At 72.1% G+C, this 18,932-nt stretch carries 17 protein-coding genes; all 17 read right to left on the minus strand.

The genetic code is table 11. The annotated features are described in order from the left end of the window. Positions 1–378: 378 nt before the first annotated feature. The 17 genes from AMK16_RS13870 to rsmH all read right to left on the minus strand — a co-directional run bounded on the left by AMK16_RS13870 (position 379) and on the right by rsmH (position 18,591). Entirely contained in the window at positions 379–1,632 is a 1,254-nt protein-coding gene (locus tag AMK16_RS13870) for a DivIVA domain-containing protein (protein WP_073914355.1), read from the minus strand. Positions 1,633–1,714: 82 nt separating this feature from the next. Beyond that, positions 1,715–2,011: a YggT family protein gene (locus AMK16_RS13875; protein WP_073914357.1), complete on the minus strand. Its 297-nt coding sequence runs from the start codon at positions 2,009–2,011 to the stop codon at positions 1,715–1,717. Between the two features lie 60 nt (positions 2,012–2,071). Next, entirely contained in the window at positions 2,072–2,689 is a 618-nt protein-coding gene (locus AMK16_RS13880) for a cell division protein SepF (RefSeq protein WP_073914360.1), read from the minus strand. A 149-nt stretch (positions 2,690–2,838) separates the two neighbouring features. Next, the gene (locus tag AMK16_RS13885) at positions 2,839–3,558 is read right to left on the minus strand and encodes a YggS family pyridoxal phosphate-dependent enzyme (RefSeq protein ID WP_073914362.1); all 720 of its coding nucleotides are present in this window, start codon (positions 3,556–3,558) and stop codon (positions 2,839–2,841) included. A gap of 3 nt (positions 3,559–3,561) precedes the next feature. Beyond that, positions 3,562–4,293: a peptidoglycan editing factor PgeF gene (gene pgeF / locus AMK16_RS13890; protein ID WP_242438722.1), complete on the minus strand. Its 732-nt coding sequence runs from the start codon at positions 4,291–4,293 to the stop codon at positions 3,562–3,564. Beyond that, entirely contained in the window at positions 4,290–5,495 is a 1,206-nt protein-coding gene (ftsZ, locus tag AMK16_RS13895; RefSeq protein ID WP_073914367.1) for a cell division protein FtsZ, read from the minus strand. The genes pgeF and ftsZ overlap by 4 nt, the downstream gene beginning before the upstream one ends. Positions 5,496–5,773: 278 nt before the next feature. Next, complete coding sequence (locus tag AMK16_RS13900) at positions 5,774–6,610, minus strand: cell division protein FtsQ/DivIB (protein WP_073914369.1); 837 nt, start codon at positions 6,608–6,610, stop codon at positions 5,774–5,776. Positions 6,611–6,642: 32 nt separating this feature from the next. Continuing rightward, entirely contained in the window at positions 6,643–7,737 is a 1,095-nt protein-coding gene (gene murG, locus AMK16_RS13905) for an undecaprenyldiphospho-muramoylpentapeptide beta-N-acetylglucosaminyltransferase (RefSeq protein WP_073914372.1), read from the minus strand. Positions 7,738–7,743: 6 nt separating this feature from the next. Beyond that, a complete protein-coding gene (ftsW, locus tag AMK16_RS13910) occupies positions 7,744–9,105 on the minus strand; it encodes a putative lipid II flippase FtsW (RefSeq protein ID WP_073914374.1) in 1,362 nt (453 codons plus the stop codon). Between the two features lie 64 nt (positions 9,106–9,169). After that, on the minus strand, positions 9,170–10,615 hold the full coding sequence (gene murD / locus AMK16_RS13915) for a UDP-N-acetylmuramoyl-L-alanine--D-glutamate ligase (protein ID WP_073914377.1): 1,446 nt from the start codon (positions 10,613–10,615) through the stop codon (positions 9,170–9,172). Next, a complete protein-coding gene (gene mraY, locus AMK16_RS13920; protein WP_073914379.1) occupies positions 10,597–11,667 on the minus strand; it encodes a phospho-N-acetylmuramoyl-pentapeptide-transferase in 1,071 nt (356 codons plus the stop codon). The genes murD and mraY overlap by 19 nt, the downstream gene beginning before the upstream one ends. Beyond that, positions 11,664–13,088 (minus strand): UDP-N-acetylmuramoyl-tripeptide--D-alanyl-D-alanine ligase, encoded by a 1,425-nt coding sequence (locus AMK16_RS13925; RefSeq protein WP_073914382.1) that lies wholly within the window; start codon positions 13,086–13,088, stop codon positions 11,664–11,666. The genes mraY and AMK16_RS13925 overlap by 4 nt, the downstream gene beginning before the upstream one ends. Further along, on the minus strand, positions 13,085–14,779 hold the full coding sequence (locus AMK16_RS13930) for a UDP-N-acetylmuramoyl-L-alanyl-D-glutamate--2,6-diaminopimelate ligase (RefSeq protein WP_073914384.1): 1,695 nt from the start codon (positions 14,777–14,779) through the stop codon (positions 13,085–13,087). Before AMK16_RS13930 ends, AMK16_RS13925 begins: the two co-directional genes overlap by 4 nt. A 45-nt stretch (positions 14,780–14,824) precedes the next feature. Then, complete coding sequence (locus tag AMK16_RS13935; RefSeq protein WP_073914387.1) at positions 14,825–16,831, minus strand: peptidoglycan D,D-transpeptidase FtsI family protein; 2,007 nt, start codon at positions 16,829–16,831, stop codon at positions 14,825–14,827. After that, a complete protein-coding gene (locus tag AMK16_RS38095; protein WP_274535361.1) occupies positions 16,828–16,962 on the minus strand; it encodes a hypothetical protein in 135 nt (44 codons plus the stop codon). The genes AMK16_RS13935 and AMK16_RS38095 overlap by 4 nt, the downstream gene beginning before the upstream one ends. A gap of 4 nt (positions 16,963–16,966) precedes the next feature. Continuing rightward, the gene (locus AMK16_RS13940; protein WP_443333564.1) at positions 16,967–17,665 is read right to left on the minus strand and encodes a septum formation initiator family protein; all 699 of its coding nucleotides are present in this window, start codon (positions 17,663–17,665) and stop codon (positions 16,967–16,969) included. Beyond that, positions 17,662–18,591, minus strand: coding sequence for a 16S rRNA (cytosine(1402)-N(4))-methyltransferase RsmH (gene rsmH / locus AMK16_RS13945; RefSeq protein WP_242438763.1), 930 nt, complete (start codon positions 18,589–18,591; stop codon positions 17,662–17,664). The genes AMK16_RS13940 and rsmH overlap by 4 nt, the downstream gene beginning before the upstream one ends. Between the last annotated feature and the right edge of the window lie 341 nt (positions 18,592–18,932).

Consider the following 18,932-nt stretch of genomic DNA (forward strand, 5'->3'; position numbering starts at 1 on the left):
GTTCGCCATCCCCCCTCCCCCACTTCGGCCATCCCCGGCCCACCTGGCGAGCACCGACTGCCCGAAGCACAACGCCAACCCCGCCGGGGCCGGCTGAGTGCCCGAAGCACAATTCCAGCCCCACCGACGGCCGACCGGGAGCCCGAAGGGCACATCCAGCCCCGCCGGCGGTGGCCGGGAGCCCGGAGGGCAACCCCAGCCCCGCCGGCGATTGAGGCGCGGGGTCCGGGGCGGAGCCCCGCGAAGCCCTGGCGCAGCCCGCGGCGCCTGCCCACCGGCACCGGCACCGGGAACGGGAACGGGCCGGGCCCGGTGCCCCCGAAGGGGAACCGGGCCCGGCCCGTGTGAAGCGACTGCCGACCGACGCGGCGGTGGCGCCTAGTTGTCGTCCTCGTCGATCAGGAAGCCCCGCATGGGAGACGGCGCCTGCTGCATCGGCTGCGGCGCGGCCGGCCGCACCGGAGCCATCGGCTGCGTCATCGCCGGGGACATCTGCTGCTGGTTGCCGCCGTAGGACGGACCACCCATCGGGGAGGGACCGCCCATGGGGGACGGACCGCCCATCGAGGGGCCGCCCATGGAGTGGCTCATCGCACCGGCCGGCGCCATCGAGGGCGACGGCGACGGCGACGGCGGCAGCGAGGGGGCACCCGGGTTCCGCGGCGGGGCCAGGGAGTCGTCGGCCTGGGTCTCCAGCTGACGCAGCTGCGATTCCAGGTAGGACTTCAGCCGCGTGCGGTACTCGCGCTCGAAGCCCCGCAGGTCCTCGACCTTGCGCTCCAGCGTGGCGCGGGCGGACTCCAGGGAGCCCATCGCGACGCGGTGCTTCTCCTGCGCGTCCCGCTCCAGGGCGTCGGCCTTGGCACGGGCGTCCCGCTCCAGACCCTCGGCACGCGAACGGGCCTCGCCGACGATCTTGTTGGCCTCGGAGCGGGCCTCCGCGATCGCCTGGTCGGCCGTCTGCTGCGCGAGCGAGAGCACACGGGCAGCACTGTCGCCGCCGGGGCCCTGCTGCGGGAGCTGCGGCTGCTGCTGCTGGTGCATCTGCTGGCCCATGGGCTGCATCTGCTGCCCCATCGGCTGCATCTGCTGGCCCATCGGCTGGCCGAGCTGGTTCTGCCCGCCCATCGACTGCTGCTGACCCATGCCCTGCTGGCCCATGCCCTGCTGGCCCATGCCCTGCTGGCCCATGCCCTGCTGGCCCATGGGCTGCTGGCCCATGCCCTGCGGTCCGCCCATGGGGTGCTGCTGCATGGGGCCGCCCATCGGGCCCGGACCCTGGGGTCCGTGTCCGCCGGGGCCGGGGGGCAGCTGGGGCTGGCCGCCCGGCAGCTGCGGCGGGCCCATCTGCTGCTGCTGCGGCGGGCCGGATATGGCCGCGGGCACGGGGGCGCCGGGGCCTCGCTGGTCCTGGGGTTCCGGCTTGCGCATGCCCTGCTGCTGCTGGTTCTGCGCGGCGGCACGCGTGGCGGCTGCCAGCTTGGCGCGCAGGTCCTCGTTCTCGCGCAGCAGGCGCGTCAGTTCGGACTCGACCTCGTCGAGGAAGGCGTCGACCTCGTCCTCGTCATAGCCTTCTCGCAGGCGGACGGTCGTGAACTGCTTGTTCCGCACGTCCTCGGGAGTCAGCGGCATGTCTTCTTCACCTCTACGTAGTCGTCGGCAGTCGGCAAGACCAAATCGGGACTGTCCCCGCGCCTGCGGGGAAGCTCATCGTTCACACGCTTCTCGCAGCGGTGCTCACGAAACTGATGAGGATGTAAACGATGATCATCAGAACGAAGAAGGACAGGTCGAGTGCCACGCCCCCGAGACGCAACGGCGGGATGAAACGCCGGAGAAGCTTGAGCGGTGGATCGGTGACAGTGTAGGTGGCCTCCAGAACGACCACCATCGCCTTGCCGGGTGCCCATGAACGTGCGAACTGGAACACGTAGTCCATGACCAGTCGGAAGATCAGCACGATGAGGAAGCACATCAGCACGATGTAGACCACCTGCAGTGCGACGCCCATCCCGTGCTTCCCTCTCCCCTGCTCCCGCTCTGTTCCCGGTCCCGTATCTGACGGATCGGTCTAGCTTTGGTTGAAGAACCCGCCCTCCGCGATGCGGGCCTTGTCCTCCGCCGTGACATCGACGTTAGCAGGCGACAGCAGGAACACCTTCTGTGTCACTCGTTCAATGCTGCCGTGCAGGCCGAAGACGAGACCGGCGGCGAAGTCCACGAGACGCTTCGCGTCCGTGTCGTCCATCTCCGTGAGATTCATGATCACCGGAGTGCCCTCACGGAAGTGTTCCCCGATGGTACGGGCCTCGTTGTAGGTCCGGGGGTGCAGCGTCGTGATGCGGTACGGCTCCCGCTCGGAGACGACCTTGGGCATGATCACGGGGGCGTTCTTCTCCAGGTTGGTGCGGTCAGGTGTGATGGATGCCACGGGGGCGATTCGCGCGGGACGTCCGCTTTCTGCCGGGATGGGGATGGGTTCCCGCTGTGCCGGAGGTTGGGCGACTCGTACCGGTTCGTCCGTTACGGGCGGTTGGTGCACGGGCTGCTGTCGACGGTCCCGGTCTCGGGCCCGCTCCGGTTCCGGCTCGGGCTCGAACTCGTCGTCGGGGTCGTACCCCGGGTTGTCGTACCGGTCGTCCTCCACGAGGCCGAGGTAGACCGCCATCTTGCGCATCGCGCCGGCCATTCTCCGAGTCCTCCGCTCTGTGGTGGATCGCCCTGTCGCAGGTGCCGCTGTGTCACGAATGTCACCAACTGCCCGCGATCCACGTGGTCTGCCCGCTCATCAGCGGTAATGACCATATTTTCTGCTGTGGTCCGACTTTCTTCGCGACGTTACCCGAGCCGGGGTCTCGCGCCGAGTACCGCAGTGCCGACGCGCACATGTGTCGCACCGGCCGCAACGGCCTGTTCCAGATCTCCGCTCATTCCGGCCGACACCATCGTGGCACCCGGATGGTCCGCGCGCAGGCGGGATGACAATTCAACCAGCCGCTCGAAAGCGGCCTGTTCGCGACCCGCGTACGGGCCGGCCAGCGGGGCGACCGTCATCACGCCGTCGATCCGCAGTCCCGGCGCCCCGGCGACGAGGTCCGCCAACTGCGCGAGCTGCTCCGGCGCCGCGCCGCCCCGGGCCCCGCGCCCGCCCGCCTCCGCGTCGAGGGCGACCTGCACGAGGCAGCCGAGTTCCCGGCCCGCGTTCCCGGCGGCCGCCGAGAGGGCGCTCACCAGCCGGGGGCGGTCGACGGATTGCACCACATGCGCGTATCCCGCCACGGAACGGACTTTGTTCGTCTGCAACTGGCCTACGAAGTGCCAGCCGAGGGTCAAGTCCGTGCAGGCCGCGGCCTTGGGGGCCGCGTCCTGGTCACGGTTCTCCGCCACATGACGGACACCGAGCTCCGCCAGCAGTCGTACGTCGCTCGCGGGGTAGGTCTTGGTGACCACGATGAGCGTCACCTCTTCCCGCTCGCGCCCCGCGGCCGCGCAGGCGGACGCGATGCGTTCCTCCACGCGCGCCAGGTTCGCCGCGAGTTCCGACTTACGGTCCGTCATTTCCTATTCCAACCAGACATATCCGGCGAGCCGCCCGGTCACCCGGTCGCGGCGGTACGAGAAGTGGTCCCGCGACTCCAGTGTGCAGACCGCCGATCGCAGACCGCCGGCCACCCCCGCCTGCGCGAGCTGGGCGTGCACCCCGGCGACCACGTCGACCGCCGGCGTGCCCCAGGAGGTCTCCGCCCGGGCGGACGGCACCACTTCGGACACCGCGTCCCGCATCCCGGCGGGCACCTCGTAACAGCGCCCGCACACCGCCGGTCCGGTACGGGCCACGATCCGCCCGGGCTCGGCACCGAGGGCGACCATCGCCTCGACCGCGGCGGGCACCACGCCCGCGACCAGCCCCGGCCGCCCGGCGTGTGCGGCCCCCGCGACCCCCGCGACGGGGTCCGCCAGCAGGACGGGGGTGCAGTCGGCGGTGAGCACGGCGAGGGCGAGCCCCCGGCGGGCGGTCACCACCGCGTCCACGGCGGGGACCTCCGCCCCCGCGCGCCAGGGGCCGTCGACCACCGCGACGTCGCGGCCGTGCACCTGGTTCATCCAGACGACCAGCGCGGGGTCGAGCCCCAGCGACCGGGCCGCACGCTCCCGGTTCGCGCGAACGGCGGCCGGGTCGTCTCCGACCGCGCCGCCGAGGTTGAGCTCTTCGTACGGAACGGCGCTCACCCCGCCCCACCGGTCGGTGAAGGCGAAGTGGGCGCCGCCCACGTGGTGCTGCTCAGGTGTCACTTCAAGAAGTCCGGGACATCCAGTTCCTCGGCCGGGCTGTCCTGGTACGGCCGGGCCGTCGGGACCTGCTGGACGGGGGCCTGGGTCTCGACGGGGGGCGCCGGGGCCGGGGCCGGGGGCTCCTCGCGCGGGGTGACCGAGCCGAGTCCGCCGAAGGCCGGCCGGGCCGGCTCGGGCGCGCGGACCGGAGCCGGGGCCGGCTCCTCGCGCTTCGTGGACGCGGCGCTGATGACGTTGTCCCGGCGGGCCGGAGGCTGGCCCCCGTCGAAGCCGGCGGCGATGACGGTGACCCGTACCTCGTCGCCGAGCGCGTCGTCGATGACAGCGCCGAAGATGATGTTCGCCTCGGGGTGCGCGGCCTCGCTCACCAGCTGCGCGGCCTCGTTGATCTCGAAGAGACCGAGGTCCGAGCCACCGGAGATGGAGAGCAGCACCCCGCGGGCGCCGTCGATGGAGGCCTCCAGCAGCGGCGAGGAGATCGCCATTTCGGCGGCGGCCACCGCGCGGTCGTCGCCGCGGGCCGAGCCGATGCCCATGAGGGCGGAGCCGGCCTCGGACATCACGGATTTGACGTCCGCGAAGTCGAGGTTGATCAGACCCGGGGTCGTGATGAGGTCGGTGATGCCCTGGACGCCCGAGAGCAGGACCTGGTCGGCCGACTTGAAGGCGTCGAGCACGCTGACCTGGCGGTCCGAGATGGACAGCAGCCGGTCGTTGGGGATGACGATGAGGGTGTCGACCTCTTCGCGGAGCTCGGCGATGCCGTCCTCCGCCTGGTTCGCGCGGCGCCGGCCCTCGAAGGTGAACGGCCGGGTGACCACACCGATCGTCAGGGCGCCCAGCGAGCGCGCGATGTTGGCGACGACGGGTGCGCCGCCGGTGCCGGTGCCGCCGCCCTCACCGGCGGTGACGAAGACCATGTCGGCGCCCTTGAGGACCTCCTCGATCTCCTCGCGGTGGTCCTCTGCCGCCTTGCGGCCGACGGCCGGGTTGGCGCCGGCGCCGAGGCCCCGGGTGAGTTCGCGGCCGACGTCGAGCTTGACGTCGGCGTCGCTCATCAACAGCGCCTGGGCGTCCGTGTTGATGGCGATGAACTCGACGCCCTTGAGACCGACCTCGATCATTCGGTTGATGGCATTGACACCACCGCCGCCGACACCGATGACCTTGATGACTGCGAGGTAGTTCTGCGGTGCTGCCACGTCGAAGGCCTCTCGCCTCGAGTTACGTGTCGCCGCCTCGCGGGCCTGCGTTGCGACGACTGATGCCGAAATGGGGACGGTCCGAACGCGCCGACCCGAACCCTAACCCTGAAGTTTAGGGTTAAGTGTGTGTCTGTTCCTTGACTCTTCCGAACAGGACACTAAGTCGACAAGTAGCGCGTGTTCAACGAACACGCCGAACCTCCCGTTTTTCTTTTCACCCTATGTGATCACCCGTAGCGCTGGCCAACCAGGGTGCGTCGGTGTTCGGCCGGGCGTCAACTCCCGGACACGGCAGGGGCGGTGGGGACGCTCACGTCGAAGTGACGGGCTTTGGGCGCGGCTTTCAGCAGGGCGCTCAGCGCGCGCCCCTTGGCGTCGCCCAGTTCGCCGCTGCCCCACGCCACGGTCCGGCTCCCGGTCAGCTCCAGCACCACGGAATCGTACGAACCCACCGTGACCTGCAGGGTCTCCTTGGCGACCGGCGCCGGGAGCGATCCTGCGACGAGCACGGCCTCGTGGAGCAGCCGCTCCTCGTCGAAGCGGCGGGCGCTCGGGGACTGCCGCGCGTTCAATTCCAGAACCGGTACGCCCGGGGGTGCTTTCGCAACCGTGTCGAATCGCACACCCGATGCGTCCACTTCCAGGAACCCGGTGTCCTTCTCGATGAGCAGGACGGGTTTGCGTTCTGTCACTTTCAGCCCGATCCCGTGCGGCCAGGCCCGCACCACATCGACCGAATCGATGCGGGGAAGACGGCTGCGGACCCGGTTCTCGATCTCGTCGGTGTCGACGCCGGCCAGCGGTGCGCCGACCGGGACGGCCGCCGCGGCCAGCACCTGCTCGGGGGAGAGCACATCGGTGCCGGCCGCGGTGACCTTCTCGACACGGAGCCAGGAGGAGCCGTAGAGCGCCCAGGTGCCGCCGGCGGCCAGGAGCACCGCGGCGGCCAGGGAAGCCAGCACAGGGCCCCGTCGCAGGCGTCTGCCGGGGCCCTGAGGGCCGGTTCCCCGCGACGACTTCGGGGCTTCGGCCGGCTTGGGAGAGCCGGCGGCCTTCCGGGCGGCCGGGCCGGGGCCCGGGTTCCCACGTGGTGCGGTCGTCGCTCCGGCCACTCCTGCGCCTCCTGCGTCTGTGTGGTCCCGCCTCAGCGGTTGCGGTGTGCCGCGATCGCCTCGTACACCATGGCGACCAGCAGATCGTCGGCGTCCCGGCGGCCGAACTCACCGGCGGCCCGGGACATCTCGTACAGGCGGTGCGGGTCGGACAGCACCGGGAGCACCTCGCTGAGCACCCACTCGGGCGTCAGCTCCGCGTCGTCCACGAGCAGGCCGCCGCCGGCCTTGACCACCGGCTGGGCGTTGAGCCGCTGTTCGCCGTTGCCGATCGGCAGCGGGACGTAAGCGGCGGGCAGCCCGACGGCGGACAGTTCGGCGACGGTCATCGCCCCCGCGCGGCACAGCATCATGTCCGCGGCGGCGTAGGCGAGGTCCATCCGGTCCACGTACGGTACCGGCACATAGGGCGGCATCCCGGGCATGTTGTCGACACGCGGCAGTTCGTTCTTCGGCCCGACGGCGTGCAGGATCTGGATCCCGGAGCGCTGGAGGGTCGCGGCGACGGCCTGGATGGTCTCGTTGAGGCGGCGGGCGCCCTGCGAGCCTCCGGAGACCAGCAGGGTCGGCAGGTTGGGGTCGAGGCCGAAGGCGGCACGCGCCTCCGGACGGACCGCGGCCCGGTCGAGGGTCGAGATGGAGCGCCGCAGCGGGATGCCCACGTAGCGGGCACCGCGCAGCTTGCTGTCGGGGGTCGAGACCGCGACGGCGTGCGCGTACCGGGAGCCGATCTTGTTGGCCAGTCCCGGCCGGGCGTTGGCCTCGTGGACGATGATCGGCACCCCGAGCCGCTTGGCCGCGAGGTAGCCGGGCAGCGCCACGTAGCCGCCGAAACCGACGACGCAGTCGGCCTTGGTGCGCAGGAGGATCTCCTCCGCGGCCTTGATCGTGCCGCGCAGCCGTCCTGGGACGGTGATCAGCTCGGGCGTTGGCTTGCGGGGCAGCGGTACGGCGGGGATCAGCCCCAGCTCGTAACCGCGTTCCGGCACGAGGCGGGTCTCCAGACCGCGCTCGGTACCGAGGGCGGTGATGCCCACTGAAGGGTCCTGCCTGCGCAGGGCGTCCGCGAGGGCGAGCGCCGGCTCGATGTGGCCGGCGGTCCCCCCACCGGCGAGTACGACATGCACCGAAATTCACCGCTCTCCGGACGGTCGCTTCTTGACGCGCCGTCTCATCGACTTCCATCTCACCCCGGTCCGCCTCCAGCCGGTCTTCGGCTGCCGCATCGCGAGGGCCGCGCGCGCCGCCGGCTCCTCCCGCGCGAAGGCGATGAGCAGTCCGACCGCGAACATGGTCGGCAGCAGGGCCGACCCCCCGTAGGAGAACAGCGGGAGCGGGACTCCGGCGATCGGCAGCAGGCCGAGCACCGCACCAATGTTGATCACGGCCTGGGCCGTGATCCAGGTGGTCACGCCTCCCGCGGCAAACCGTACGAAGGAGTCCTCCGTGCGTCCGGCCACGCGGATACCCGCATAGCCTAGAGCCGCGAACAGGGCGAGTACCGACAGCGTCCCCGCCAGACCCAGTTCCTCCCCGGTGATGGCGAAGATGAAGTCCGTGTGGGCTTCGGGTAGTTGTCCCCATTTTTCCACACTGGCACCCAGGCCGGAACCGAACCATCCGCCGGAGGCGAGGGCGTAGATCCCGTGAACGGCCTGCCAGCACAGGTCGTTTTTGCCCGCATCCGTCGCGCCGATGCACTCCAGCCGGTCCATCCGGTGCGGGCTCGTCTTGATCAGCAGTGCGACGATCACACCGGCGAACGCCAGCACCCCGACGAACAGCCGGGTCGGGGCGCCCGCCAGCCAGAGCAGGCCGAACAGGATGGCCCCGAGGATCATCGCGGTGCCCATGTCCCCGCCCAGCATGATCAGGCCGAGCAGCAGGAAGGTCACCGGGACCAGCGGCACCAGCAGGTGCTTCCACTGGCTGAGCAGTTCCCTGTCGCCTTTGCGCGCCAACAGGTCGGCGCCCCACAGGATCAGCGCCAGCTTGCCGAACTCACTGGGCTGGAGCATGAACGGACCGCCAAGGGAGATCCAATTCTGGTTGCCGTTGATCGAGACCCCTATCCCGGGGACCTGGACCAGGACCATCAGGAACAGGGTGCCCGCGAGCACCGGATAGGACAGCGCCCGGTGGAGCTTGACGGGCATCCGGGAGGCGACCAGCAGCAGTCCGGCGCCGATCAGGGCCGCCAGGAACTGCTTCTTGAAGAAGTAGGCGTCCCCCAGACCGAGCTGGAGCGCCTTGATCATGGAGGCGGAGTAGACCATCACCAGGCCGAGCACGGTGATGAGCAGCGAGCTGCCGAAGATCAGGTAATACGCCGTGAGCGGACGGTCCCAGGCCTTGCGCACCTGCTGCTGGGTACGCCGCAGCCGGGCCAGCGGCCCGCGCGCGCCGGGCCGCCCGGCACGCATCGACGGGCGCTTGCGGCCCTGCGCCGTGACGGCGGAAGGCCGCCGTCCGGGCAGCATCTGCTTGGCCGGCATCTGTGATCTTCCCCTCCACTCGTACGAGGCGATCAGCCGGCCGGAGGGAACCTGTCCCGGGGCCCTAGGCCTGCGCCGTGTCCGCGGCGCTCCCGGCGGCCAGTTCGCGCACCGCGTCGGCGAATGCGTCCCCGCGCTTGTTGTAGTTCGCGAACATGTCCATGGAGGCGCAGGCGGGCGCCAGCAGGACGGTGTCGCCGGGCTCGGCGAGGCGGGCCGCTTCCCGGACCGCTGCGAGCATCGCCCCAGTGTCGGTCCGGTCGAGGTCGACGACCGGGACCTCGGGGGCGTGTCGCGCCAGCGCCTCGGCGATCAGCGCCCGGTCGGCGCCCATGAGCACCACGCCGCGCAGCCGCTTCGCGGAGCGCCGTACCAGCTCGTCGAAGGTCGCGCCCTTGGCGAGGCCGCCCGCGATCCACACGACGGGCTCGAAGGCGGCGAGGGACGCCTCGGCCGCGTGGGTGTTGGTGGCCTTGGAGTCGTCGATGTAGACGACCGAGCCGACCTCGTCCACGTACGCGACCCGGTGGGCGTCCGGACGGAAGTCGCGCAGCCCGTCGCGGACCGCGCGCGGCTCCACGCCGAAGGCGCGGGCCAGCGCCGCAGCGGCGAGCGCGTTGGCGATGTTGTGCGGGGCCGGCGGGTTGACGTCCTCGACGTGGGCGAGTTCCTGGGCGTTCTTCTGCCGGTCCTGGACGAAGGCGCGGTCGACGAGGATGCCGTCGACGACGCCGAGCATGGAGGGGCCGGGGGCGCCGAGGGTGAAGCCGATCGCCCGGCAGCCCTCCTCGACGTCGGCGGCCACGACCAGGTCCTCGGTGGCCTTGTCCGCGACGTTGTAGACGCAGGCCACGGTGTTGCCCTCGTAGATGCGGCCCTTGTCGGCGGCGTACGCCTCCATCGAGCCGTGCCAGTCGAGGTGGTCCGGGGCCAGGTTGAGGACGGCCGCGGAGTGGGCGCGCAGTGAGGGCGCCCAGTGCAGCTGGTAGCTGGAGAGTTCGACGGCGAGCACGTCGTAGGCGCCCTCGTCGAGCACCACGTCGACGATGGGGGTGCCGATGTTGCCGACGGCCGCCGTCCGCAGGCCCGCGGCCCTGAGGATCGAGGCCAGCATCTGCGTGGTGGTGGTCTTGCCGTTGGTGCCGGTGATCGCGAGCCAGGGGGCGGCGTTCTCCCCGCGCAGCTGCCAGGCGATCTCCACGTCCCCGACCACCTCGACGCCGGCCTCGGCGGCGGCGGCGAAGAGCGGGCTGTCGGGCTTCCAGCCGGGCGAGGTGACGACGAGGTCGGTGCCCTCGGGCAGGGTGTGCGCGTCGGCGAGGCGTACGGAGATGCCCAGTTCGCCGAGTTCGGCGGCGCGGGCGCGGTGGCCCTCGCTGTCGCCGCCGTCGACGACGGTCACCGAAGCGCCGAGGCCGGCCAGGGCGCGGGCGGCGCTGATGCCGCTCACGCCGAGACCGGCGACGGTGACGTTCTTGCCGTGCCAGGAGGTCACTTGTCGGCTGCCCATCCCGCGTAGAAGAGACCGAGACCCACGATCACGCACATGCCCTGGATGATCCAGAAGCGGACCACGACAAGGACTTCGGACCACCCCTTGAGTTCGAAGTGGTGCTGCAGCGGGGCCATCCGGAAGACGCGCTTCCCGGTCAGCTTGAAGGAGCCGACCTGGATGACGACCGACATGGTGATGAGGACGAAGAGACCGCCGAGCAGGGCGATCAGGAACTCGGTGCGCGAGCAGATCGCGAGGCCGGCGAGCGCGCCGCCCAGGGCCAGCGAACCGGTGTCACCCATGAAGATCTTGGCCGGCGAGGTGTTCCACCACAGGAAGCCGAAGCAGGCGCCCATCAGGGCGGAGGCGACGACCGCGAGGTCCAGCGGGTCGCGCACCTCGAAGCAGGCACCGGGGTTGGTCAGGGTCTCCGCGTTGATGCAGGACTCCTGGTACTGCCACACGCCGATGAAGGTGTAGGCGCCGAAGACCATCACCGCGGCGCCCGTGGCCAGGCCGTCCAGACCGTCGGTCAGGTTCACGCCGTTGGACATCGCCAGGATCATGAACAGGGCCCAGACCACGAAGAGCACCGGCCCGATCGACCAGCCGAAGTCCGTGACGAACGACAGCTTGGTGGAGGCCGGGGTCAGCCCGCGCGCGTCGGAGAACTGGAGCGCGAGCACCGCGAAGGCGATGCCCACGATCAGCTGCCCGGCCATCTTCGCCTTGGCGCGCAGGCCCAGCGAACGCTGCTTGACGATCTTGATGTAGTCGTCGAGGAAGCCGACCAGACCCATGCCCGCCATCAGGAAGAGGACGAGCAGGCCCGAGAAGGTCGGCTCACTGGACGTGATCACCTTCGTCAGGGCGTACGCGACGAGGGTGGCCAGGATGAAGGAGATGCCACCCATGGTGGGTGTGCCCTTCTTCCCGGCGTGGCCGCGGGGGCCGTCGTCGCGGATGAACTGGCCGTAGCCCTTGCGGGCCAGCCCCTTGATCAGCAGCGGGGTGCCGATGAGCGTGAGGAAGAGTCCGATGACTCCGGCGAACAGGATCTGCCTCATCGGTCGGCGACCTCGCCCTCGCGCTCCAGCAACGCCAGCGCGACCCGTTCCAGACCGACCGACCTGGAAGCCTTCACCAGCACGACGTCACCCGGGCGCAGTTCACTGCGCAACAGGTCGACCGCCGCCTGCGCGTCGGACACGACCACCGACTCCTCACCCCACGAACCCTCGTTATATGCGCCCAGTTGCAGCCAGGACGCTTCCCTGCCCCCGACTGCGACGAGCTTGCTCACGTTGAGCCGGACGGCAAGCCGTCCCACCGCGTCGTGCTCCGCCAGCGATGCGTCGCCGAGTTCGGCCATGCGGCCGAGCACCGCCCACGTGCGTCCCCCGTTCGCCCTGGCTGCGCCGCCCATCGCGGCAAGCGCGCGCAGGGCGGCCCGCATGGACTCCGGGTTCGCGTTGTAGGCGTCGTTGACGATCGTCACGCCGTCCGCCCGCTCGGTGACCTCCATCCGCCACCGGGACAAGGTGCCCGCCCCGGAGAGCGCGGTGGCGATCTCCGAGCTGGACATGCCCAGTACATGGGCCACGGCGGCAGCGGCGAGCGCGTTCGACACGTGGTGCTCACCGTACAGCCGCAAGGTCACATCGCTGCACCCGGTCGGTGTGTGGAGTGTGAAGGCGGGCTGTCCCCCGGGGGTCATGCGCACGTCGGTGGCCCGGACGTCGGCGTCCTCGGCCTCGCCGAACAGGACCGTACGGGCCTTCGTACGGGCGGACATGGCACGCACGAGCGGGTCGTCGGCGTTGAGGACGGCGACCCCGCCCTCGGCCTCGGCCGGCAGCGCTTCGACCAGTTCCCCCTTGGCCTGGGCGATCTGCTCGCGGCCGCCGAACTCGCCGATGTGGGCGGTCCCGACGTTGAGGACGAGCCCGATGCGCGGCGGCGTCAGGCCGGTGAGGTACGCGATGTGGCCGATCCCGCGGGCGCCCATCTCCAGCACGAGGTGCCGGGTGTCGGCGGTGGCCTTCAGGGCGGTGAGCGGCAGGCCGATCTCGTTGTTGAGGGAGCCCGGCGTCCACACGGTGGGCGCGTGCGCCTGGAGGACCTGCGCGATGAGGTCCTTCGTGGAGGTCTTGCCGGCGGAGCCGGTCAGGGCCACCACGTCGGTGCCCAGGCGCCCCACGACGGCCCGCGCGAGGGCGCCGAGCGCCTTTTCGACGTCCGGCACGACGACGGCGGGTACGCCGACGGGCCGGGCCGCGAGGACGGCCGCGGCTCCGGCGGCGACGGCGCGCTGCGCGTAGTCGTGGCCGTCGACGTGTTCGCCGTCGAAGGCGGCGAACAGGCTGCCGGGCTCCACCTGTCGGGAGTCGATGACGACGGGGCCGGTGATCCGCACGGACGGATCCGGTATGTCGTGGGGCCGCCCGCCGGTGATGTCGGCGATCTCGGCGAGGGAGAGGGCGATCACTGGTTCACCTCGGCCTGTCGGGCACTGCTCTGCTGGGTCTCGATCGCCGCGCGGAGCACCTCGCGGTCGTCGAAGGGGCGTACGACGCCCGCGGTGTCCTGCCCCTGTTCGTGGCCCTTGCCCGCCACCAGCACGGTGTCGCCGGCCCGGGCGCGGGCGACGGCGGCGGCGATGGCCGCGGCCCGGTCGGCGTCGACGAGGACGGTGCCCCGCTCGGCCGGCGGCACGGACACGGCGCCTTCGAACATCGCGGCGAGGATCGCGAGGGGGTCCTCGGAGCGGGGGTTGTCGGAGGTCAGGACGGCGACGTCGGCGAACCGGGCGGCCGCCGCGCCCATCGGGGCGCGTTTGGTGGTGTCGCGGTCGCCGCCGCAGCCGAGCACGATGTGCAGCTTGCCTTCGGTGACCTCGCGCAGGGCGCGCAGGACCGATTCGACGGCGTCGGTCTTGTGCGCGTAGTCGACGACGGCCAGGTACGGCTGTCCCGCGTCGACCCGCTCCAGCCGGCCGGGGACCCCGGGGACCGCGGCGACGCCGTCGGCGGCGGTCTGCGGGTCGAGGCCGGCGGCGGCGAGGGTGACGATCGCGGCGACGGTGTTGGCGACGTTGAACGGGCCGGGCAGCGGGGCGATGGCCCGTACGCGCTGTCCTTCGGGGCCCGTCAGGGTCAGGGTGGAGCTCGCCGGACCGAACACCACGTCCTCGGCGCGCCAGTCGGCGGCCGGGTCGCCCTCGGCGGAGAAGGTGACGACCGGGATGGTCGTCTCCTTGGCCAGGCGGCGGCCGTACTCGTCGTCGAGGTTGACCACGCCGCGGCGGGCGCGGCGTTCGGTGAAGAGGCCGGCCTTGGCCTGGAAGTAGTCCTCCATGCCGGAGTGGAACTCCATGTGTTCCGGGCTCAGGTTGTTGAAGACGGCGACGTCGAAGACGCAGCCGTCGACGCGGCCGAGGACCAGGGCGTGGCTGGACACCTCCATCGCGACGGCCTCGACCCCGCGTTCGCGCATGACGGCGAACAGGGCCTGGAGGTCGGTGGCCTCGGGGGTGGTGCGCTCGGACTTGATGCGCTCGTCACCGATGCGCATCTCGACGGTGCCGACGAGTCCGGTGCTGCGGCCCGCCGCGCGCAGGCCGCCTTCGACGAGGTACGCCGTGGTGGTCTTGCCGGAGGTGCCGGTGATGCCGATCTGGAGCAGTTCCTCGCCGGGTCGGCCGTAGATCGCGGCGGCGAGCTCGCCCATCCGGCCGCGCGGGTCGTCCACGGTGAGCACGGGCAGGCCGGTCGCGGCGGCGCGCTCCGTCCCCGCGGGGTCGGTCAGCACGGCCGCGGCGCCGAGGGCGGCCGCCTGGGCGGCGTGGTCGCCGCCGTGCGTCCGCGCGCCCGGCAGGGCGGCGTACAGGTCTCCCGGGCGGACCGCACGGGAGTCGTGCGTGATGCCGGTGATCTGCGCCGCGCCTGGCGCTCGGACGCCCAGCAGGGTGGCCAGCTCGCCCAGGGGGGTCGGGCGGGCGGACACGGGCCGGGGCGCTCCCGGCGGCGCTGCCGGGGCGTCTTTCTGGGTGGTTCTGGGCTGATCAGCGTGGGGCACGGCGGTGAGCGTACCGGGCGCGGTGGGCCGCCCGCGAAGCGAGGGCCCGGCCTCGGCGCCGGCGGGCGTCTGGTTCCCGGGTTCCGGGGTGATCGTTGTCACTGATGGTGCCTCACGCGTTTCTGAGGGGGCCGGCCGGTCCGCGGGTCACGGACCGGGCTGCGGGCTGGGCTGCGGGGCGGCCTGCGGGCCGGGGTCGTAGGTGACGGGGAGCCCGGCGGGGGCGGTGCCGGTGGGGGCGATCCGGAGGGTCTTCAGGGCGAACTCCATGACCTTCTTGTAGATCGGCCCGCAGATCTGTCCGCCGAAGTAGCTGCCCTTCGTGGGGTTCTGGATGGCGCAGTAGACGGTGATGCGGGGGTTGTCGGCGGGCGCGAAGCCGGCGAAGGAGGCGGTGTAGCCCTTGTAGCGTCCGGTGGCCGGATCCACCCGGTTGGAGGTGCCGGTCTTGCCGCCGACGCGGTAGCCGGGGATGCGGGCCTTGGTGCCGGTGCCCTCTTGGTCGTCGACCACGGATTCGAGCATCTCGGCGAGGGTCTTGGCGGTCTCCGCGCTGACCACGCGGCTGTGTTCCGGCGCCGGCGCCGGGGTGAAGCGGCCGTCGGGGCCCTTGGTGCCGCGGACCAGGGTGGGTTCGATGCGGACCCCGCCGTTGGCGATCGTCGAGTACACGGAGGCGGCCTGCATGGCGTTGAGGGACAGTCCCTGGCCGAAGGGGATCGTGTACTGCTGGGAGGTGGACCAGTCGCCCGGCTTGGCGAGGATGCCGCGGGACTCGCCGGGGTAGTCGAGGCCGGTGGGCTGTCCGATGCCGAACTTGGTCAGGTAGGAGTGCAGGACCTCGTTGGCCTCCTTCTGGGTGGCCCCGAGCTGGCCGGTGGCCAGGATGGTGCCGATGTTGGAGGACTTGGCGAGGACGCCGTTGAGCGTCAGGTACCAGGTCGGGTGGTCGATGTCGTCCTTGAACAGCCGGTCGCCGCGGTGCAGCCGGTTGGGGACCTCGACGTGGGTGGCGGGGGTGGCCTTCTTCTCCTCCAGCACGGCGGCCATCGACATCACCTTGGCGGTGGAGCCGGGCTCGTAGACGTCCTGGAGCGCGGCGTTGCCCATGGCGGTGGAGCGGGCCCGGGTCAGGTCGTTGGGGTCGAAGCCGGGTGCGTTGGCCATGGCCAGCACCTCGCCGGTCCGGGTGTCCTGGACGATGACGTAGCCGCGGTCGGCCTCGGACTTCTGGACCTGCTCGGCGATGGCGCTCTGGGCCGCCCACTGGATGTCGCGGTCGATGGTCAGCTCGATGTCCTCGCCGGGCACGGCCGGCTTCTCGCTGGAGCCCGCGGTGGGCACCCGGCGGCCACCGGACTGCGCGTAGGTGACCTCGCCGTCCTTGCCGGACAGCTTCTTGTCCAGGGAGGACTCCAGACCGCCGCCGCCCTTGCCCTCGGCGTTGACGTAGCCCAGTATCCCGGCGGCCAGGTCGCCGTTGGGGTAGACGCGCTTGCTGCTGTCCTCGTTGAACACCCCGGCCAGGACGTTGGCGCCGGGGCCGTTGTTCCTCTTGTCGGCCGCCGCCTTCTCGGCGAAGACCCGCTTGAGGTCCTTGATCTGGTTCCACACCTGGGGGGTCTGGCGCTGGGCGAGGACGACGTAGCGGGTGTTCTTCGTCTTCAGCCGCCCGGCGAGCTCCTTGGCGTCCTTGCCGAGGATGGGCGCGAGGAGGGCGGCGGCCTGCTCGGGGGCGTCCGGGGCCTTGCTGTCCTGCGGGGTGAACATCTTCGGGTCGGCGGTGATGTCGTACGCGTCGACGCTGGTGGCCAGGGCCACGCCCTTGCGGTCGGTGATCTCACCGCGCTCGGCGGCGAGTTTGACGCTCGTGTAGCGGTTCTTGGACGCCTCGGCGGAGAAGGCCGGGGCGTCGACGGCCTGCACCTGGAGCAGGCGGACGACGAAGACGAGCATGACGGCGGTCAGGCCGGCGCCGACGAGGCGCAGCCGTGGCCGGGGGCTGCCGAGGCGGATGGTGTGCGCGGTGCGGGCGCCGGCCGGCCGGCGGACGGCGGGGCGCGGGGCGGGGCGGCCCGTGGGGCGGGCGCGGTCGACGGGCCGGGGCCGGGCGGGGCGGGGCACCCGCCGCCGGGGCGGTTCCTGGGGGCTCATGCGGCCACCGCCGCGGCGTGGGCCGCGCCGGGCGCGCCGGTGGCGGCGGGGCGGCCGGGCCGTCCGGGGAGCGGCGGTCCGCCCTGCTCGGGGCCGGAGGCGGGGGAAGGCCCCGCAGGGGTCCGCGTCACGACGTCACCTTCCGGGGGTCTGGTGGGGCTGCGGGGCCGCGCCGGGGGCGGCCGGGGACTGGTTCTGCGGCGCGGCCTGGCCGGCGGGGGCGGGTGCCTGGGGTGCGGCCCCGCCCGTGGCGGGCTGCCCCGGCGCCTGGCCGGGGGCCTGGGGTGCCGCCCCGCCGGGTCCGGGCTGCCCCGAGGGCGCGCCGCCGGCGCCGGGCTGGCCGGCGGCCGGGCCCGTGGAGGCCGCGGGCTGCGCGGCGGGAGCGGCCTGGGCGGCGGCCGGCGGCGGGGACGGGGACGCCGGGGTCTCGGCGGCGGCGGCGGAGCCGGTGACCTTGCCGTCCGGGCCGATGAAGACCGGGCTGCCGCCGGGGACCAGGCCCAGTTCCTGGGCCCGGCGCTGGAGCGCGTCGGGGGCCGAGTACCCGTCGACGTCCCGCTGGAGGGCCTGTTCCTCGTCCGTGAGGGCGGTGGTCTCCTTCTTCAGCCTGCTCAGCTGGAAGGAGCCCTCGTTCAATGCCGAGTTCAGCAGCAGCAGGCTGATCAGGCCGCCGCCGAGCAGGGCCACGACCAGCAGGACGAACGGCATCCGCGCGGCCTGCCCGGCGGAGCCCCCGGGGCGGCCGGGGCGGCCGCCGATCGCGCGGCCGACCCGGGCCGCCCGCCCGCGCGTCAGCGTGGCGAACCGCCCGGCCTTGCCGCCCCCGGCCGTCACAGTCGCGCCTCCCGGATGCGTTCGACCCCGCGGAAGCGCGCCGGGGCGGCCCGCCGGTTCTCGGCGATCTCCTCCTCGGTCGGCAGTTCCGCGCCGCGGGTCAGCAGCTTCAGCTTCGGCTGGTACTTCTCCGGGACCACCGGCAGCCCGGGCGGCGCCGTGGTGGCCGCACCCGCTGCGAAGACCTGCTTGACCAGCCGGTCCTCCAGCGAGTGGTAGGAGAGCACCGCGATCCGGCCGCCGACCGCGATCCGGTCCACCGCCGCCGGGATCGCCCGCTCCAGCCCCGAGAGCTCCCCGTTGACCTCGATGCGCAGCGCCTGGAAGGTCCGCTTGGCGGGGTTGCCGCCGGTCCGCTTGGCGGCCTGCGGCAGGGAGTCGCGGATCAGCTCGACCAGCCGGGCGCTGTTGGTGAAGGGTTCCCTCTCCCGCTCCCGGACGACCGCCGACACGATGCGTTTGGCCTGCTTCTCCTCGCCGTACTGGCGCAGGATCCGGACGAGCTCGCCCGGCGCGTAGGTGTTGAGCACCTCGGCGGCGCTGATGCCCGTCGTCTGGTCCATCCGCATGTCGAGCGGGGCGTCCTGCGCGTACGCGAAGCCGCGGTCGGCCTCGTCCAGCTGCATGGAGGAGACGCCGAGGTCGAAGAGGATGCCCTGGACGGCGGGGATGCGCAGTCCGTCGAGGACCTCGGCGAGGTCGGCGTAGATCGCGTGGACGAGGGTGGCCCGGTCGCCGAAGGGGGCGAGCCGCTCTCCGGAGAGGCGCAGGGCCTCCTTGTCGCGGTCGAGGCCGATCAGGTGGGCCTCGGGGAACCGGGACAGCAGGGCCTCGCTGTGGCCGCCGAGGCCGAGGGTGCAGTCGACGACGACGGCCCCGGGCCTCTCCAGCGCCGGGGCCAACAGGTCCAGGCACCGCTGGAGCATCACCGGGACATGTCGGGACTCGCTAGTCAAAGCGCCCTCTCAGATAACGGCGCGGCCGGCGTACGCGCCACCGGGGTCCTCCCCCGGGAAGGGACCCGGTCCGCCGGCGCCGGGGAAGTGGCGCCGGCCGGCCGGTGAGCGGGAGAGGGCCGGGCCGTACGTACGCGCCGCGCACGCGGAGTGTTCGTCGGGGGCCGGGCGCCCGGTCAGGGCCGGGCTCCGGCCGGTTCGCGTCACTTTAGTGCAACGGTCGCCACGGTCAACGAACCGCCCCGCGCGGCGTGCGCACGGCTGACATCCAATCGGCAAAAGCCGCGAATCACCCGGATGGCCGCCTCCCC

It is taken from the genome of Streptomyces sp. CB00455, from assembly GCF_001905445.1.
GTDB lineage: Bacteria > Actinomycetota > Actinomycetes > Streptomycetales > Streptomycetaceae > Streptomyces.

Bases quoted from the DNA above. Each gene is read 5' to 3' on its own strand.
- AMK16_RS13870 (WP_073914355.1), bottom strand. From the start codon at position 1,632: ATGCCGCTGACTCCCGAGGACGTGCGGAACAAGCAGTTCACGACCGTC.
- rsmH (WP_242438763.1), bottom strand. From the start codon at position 18,591: ATGCTCCAGCGGTGCCTGGACCTGTTGGCCCCGGCGCTGGAGAGGCCC.
- AMK16_RS13880 (WP_073914360.1), bottom strand. From the start codon at position 2,689: ATGGCCGGCGCGATGCGCAAGATGGCGGTCTACCTCGGCCTCGTGGAG.
- murD (WP_073914377.1), bottom strand. From the start codon at position 10,615: ATGGGCAGCCGACAAGTGACCTCCTGGCACGGCAAGAACGTCACCGTC.
- mraY (WP_073914379.1), bottom strand. From the start codon at position 11,667: ATGAGGCAGATCCTGTTCGCCGGAGTCATCGGACTCTTCCTCACGCTC.
- AMK16_RS13935 (WP_073914387.1), bottom strand. From the start codon at position 16,831: ATGAGCCCCCAGGAACCGCCCCGGCGGCGGGTGCCCCGCCCCGCCCGG.
- ftsW (WP_073914374.1), bottom strand. From the start codon at position 9,105: ATGCCGGCCAAGCAGATGCTGCCCGGACGGCGGCCTTCCGCCGTCACG.
- AMK16_RS13885 (WP_073914362.1), bottom strand. From the start codon at position 3,558: ATGACGGACCGTAAGTCGGAACTCGCGGCGAACCTGGCGCGCGTGGAG.
- AMK16_RS13875 (WP_073914357.1), bottom strand. From the start codon at position 2,011: ATGGGCGTCGCACTGCAGGTGGTCTACATCGTGCTGATGTGCTTCCTC.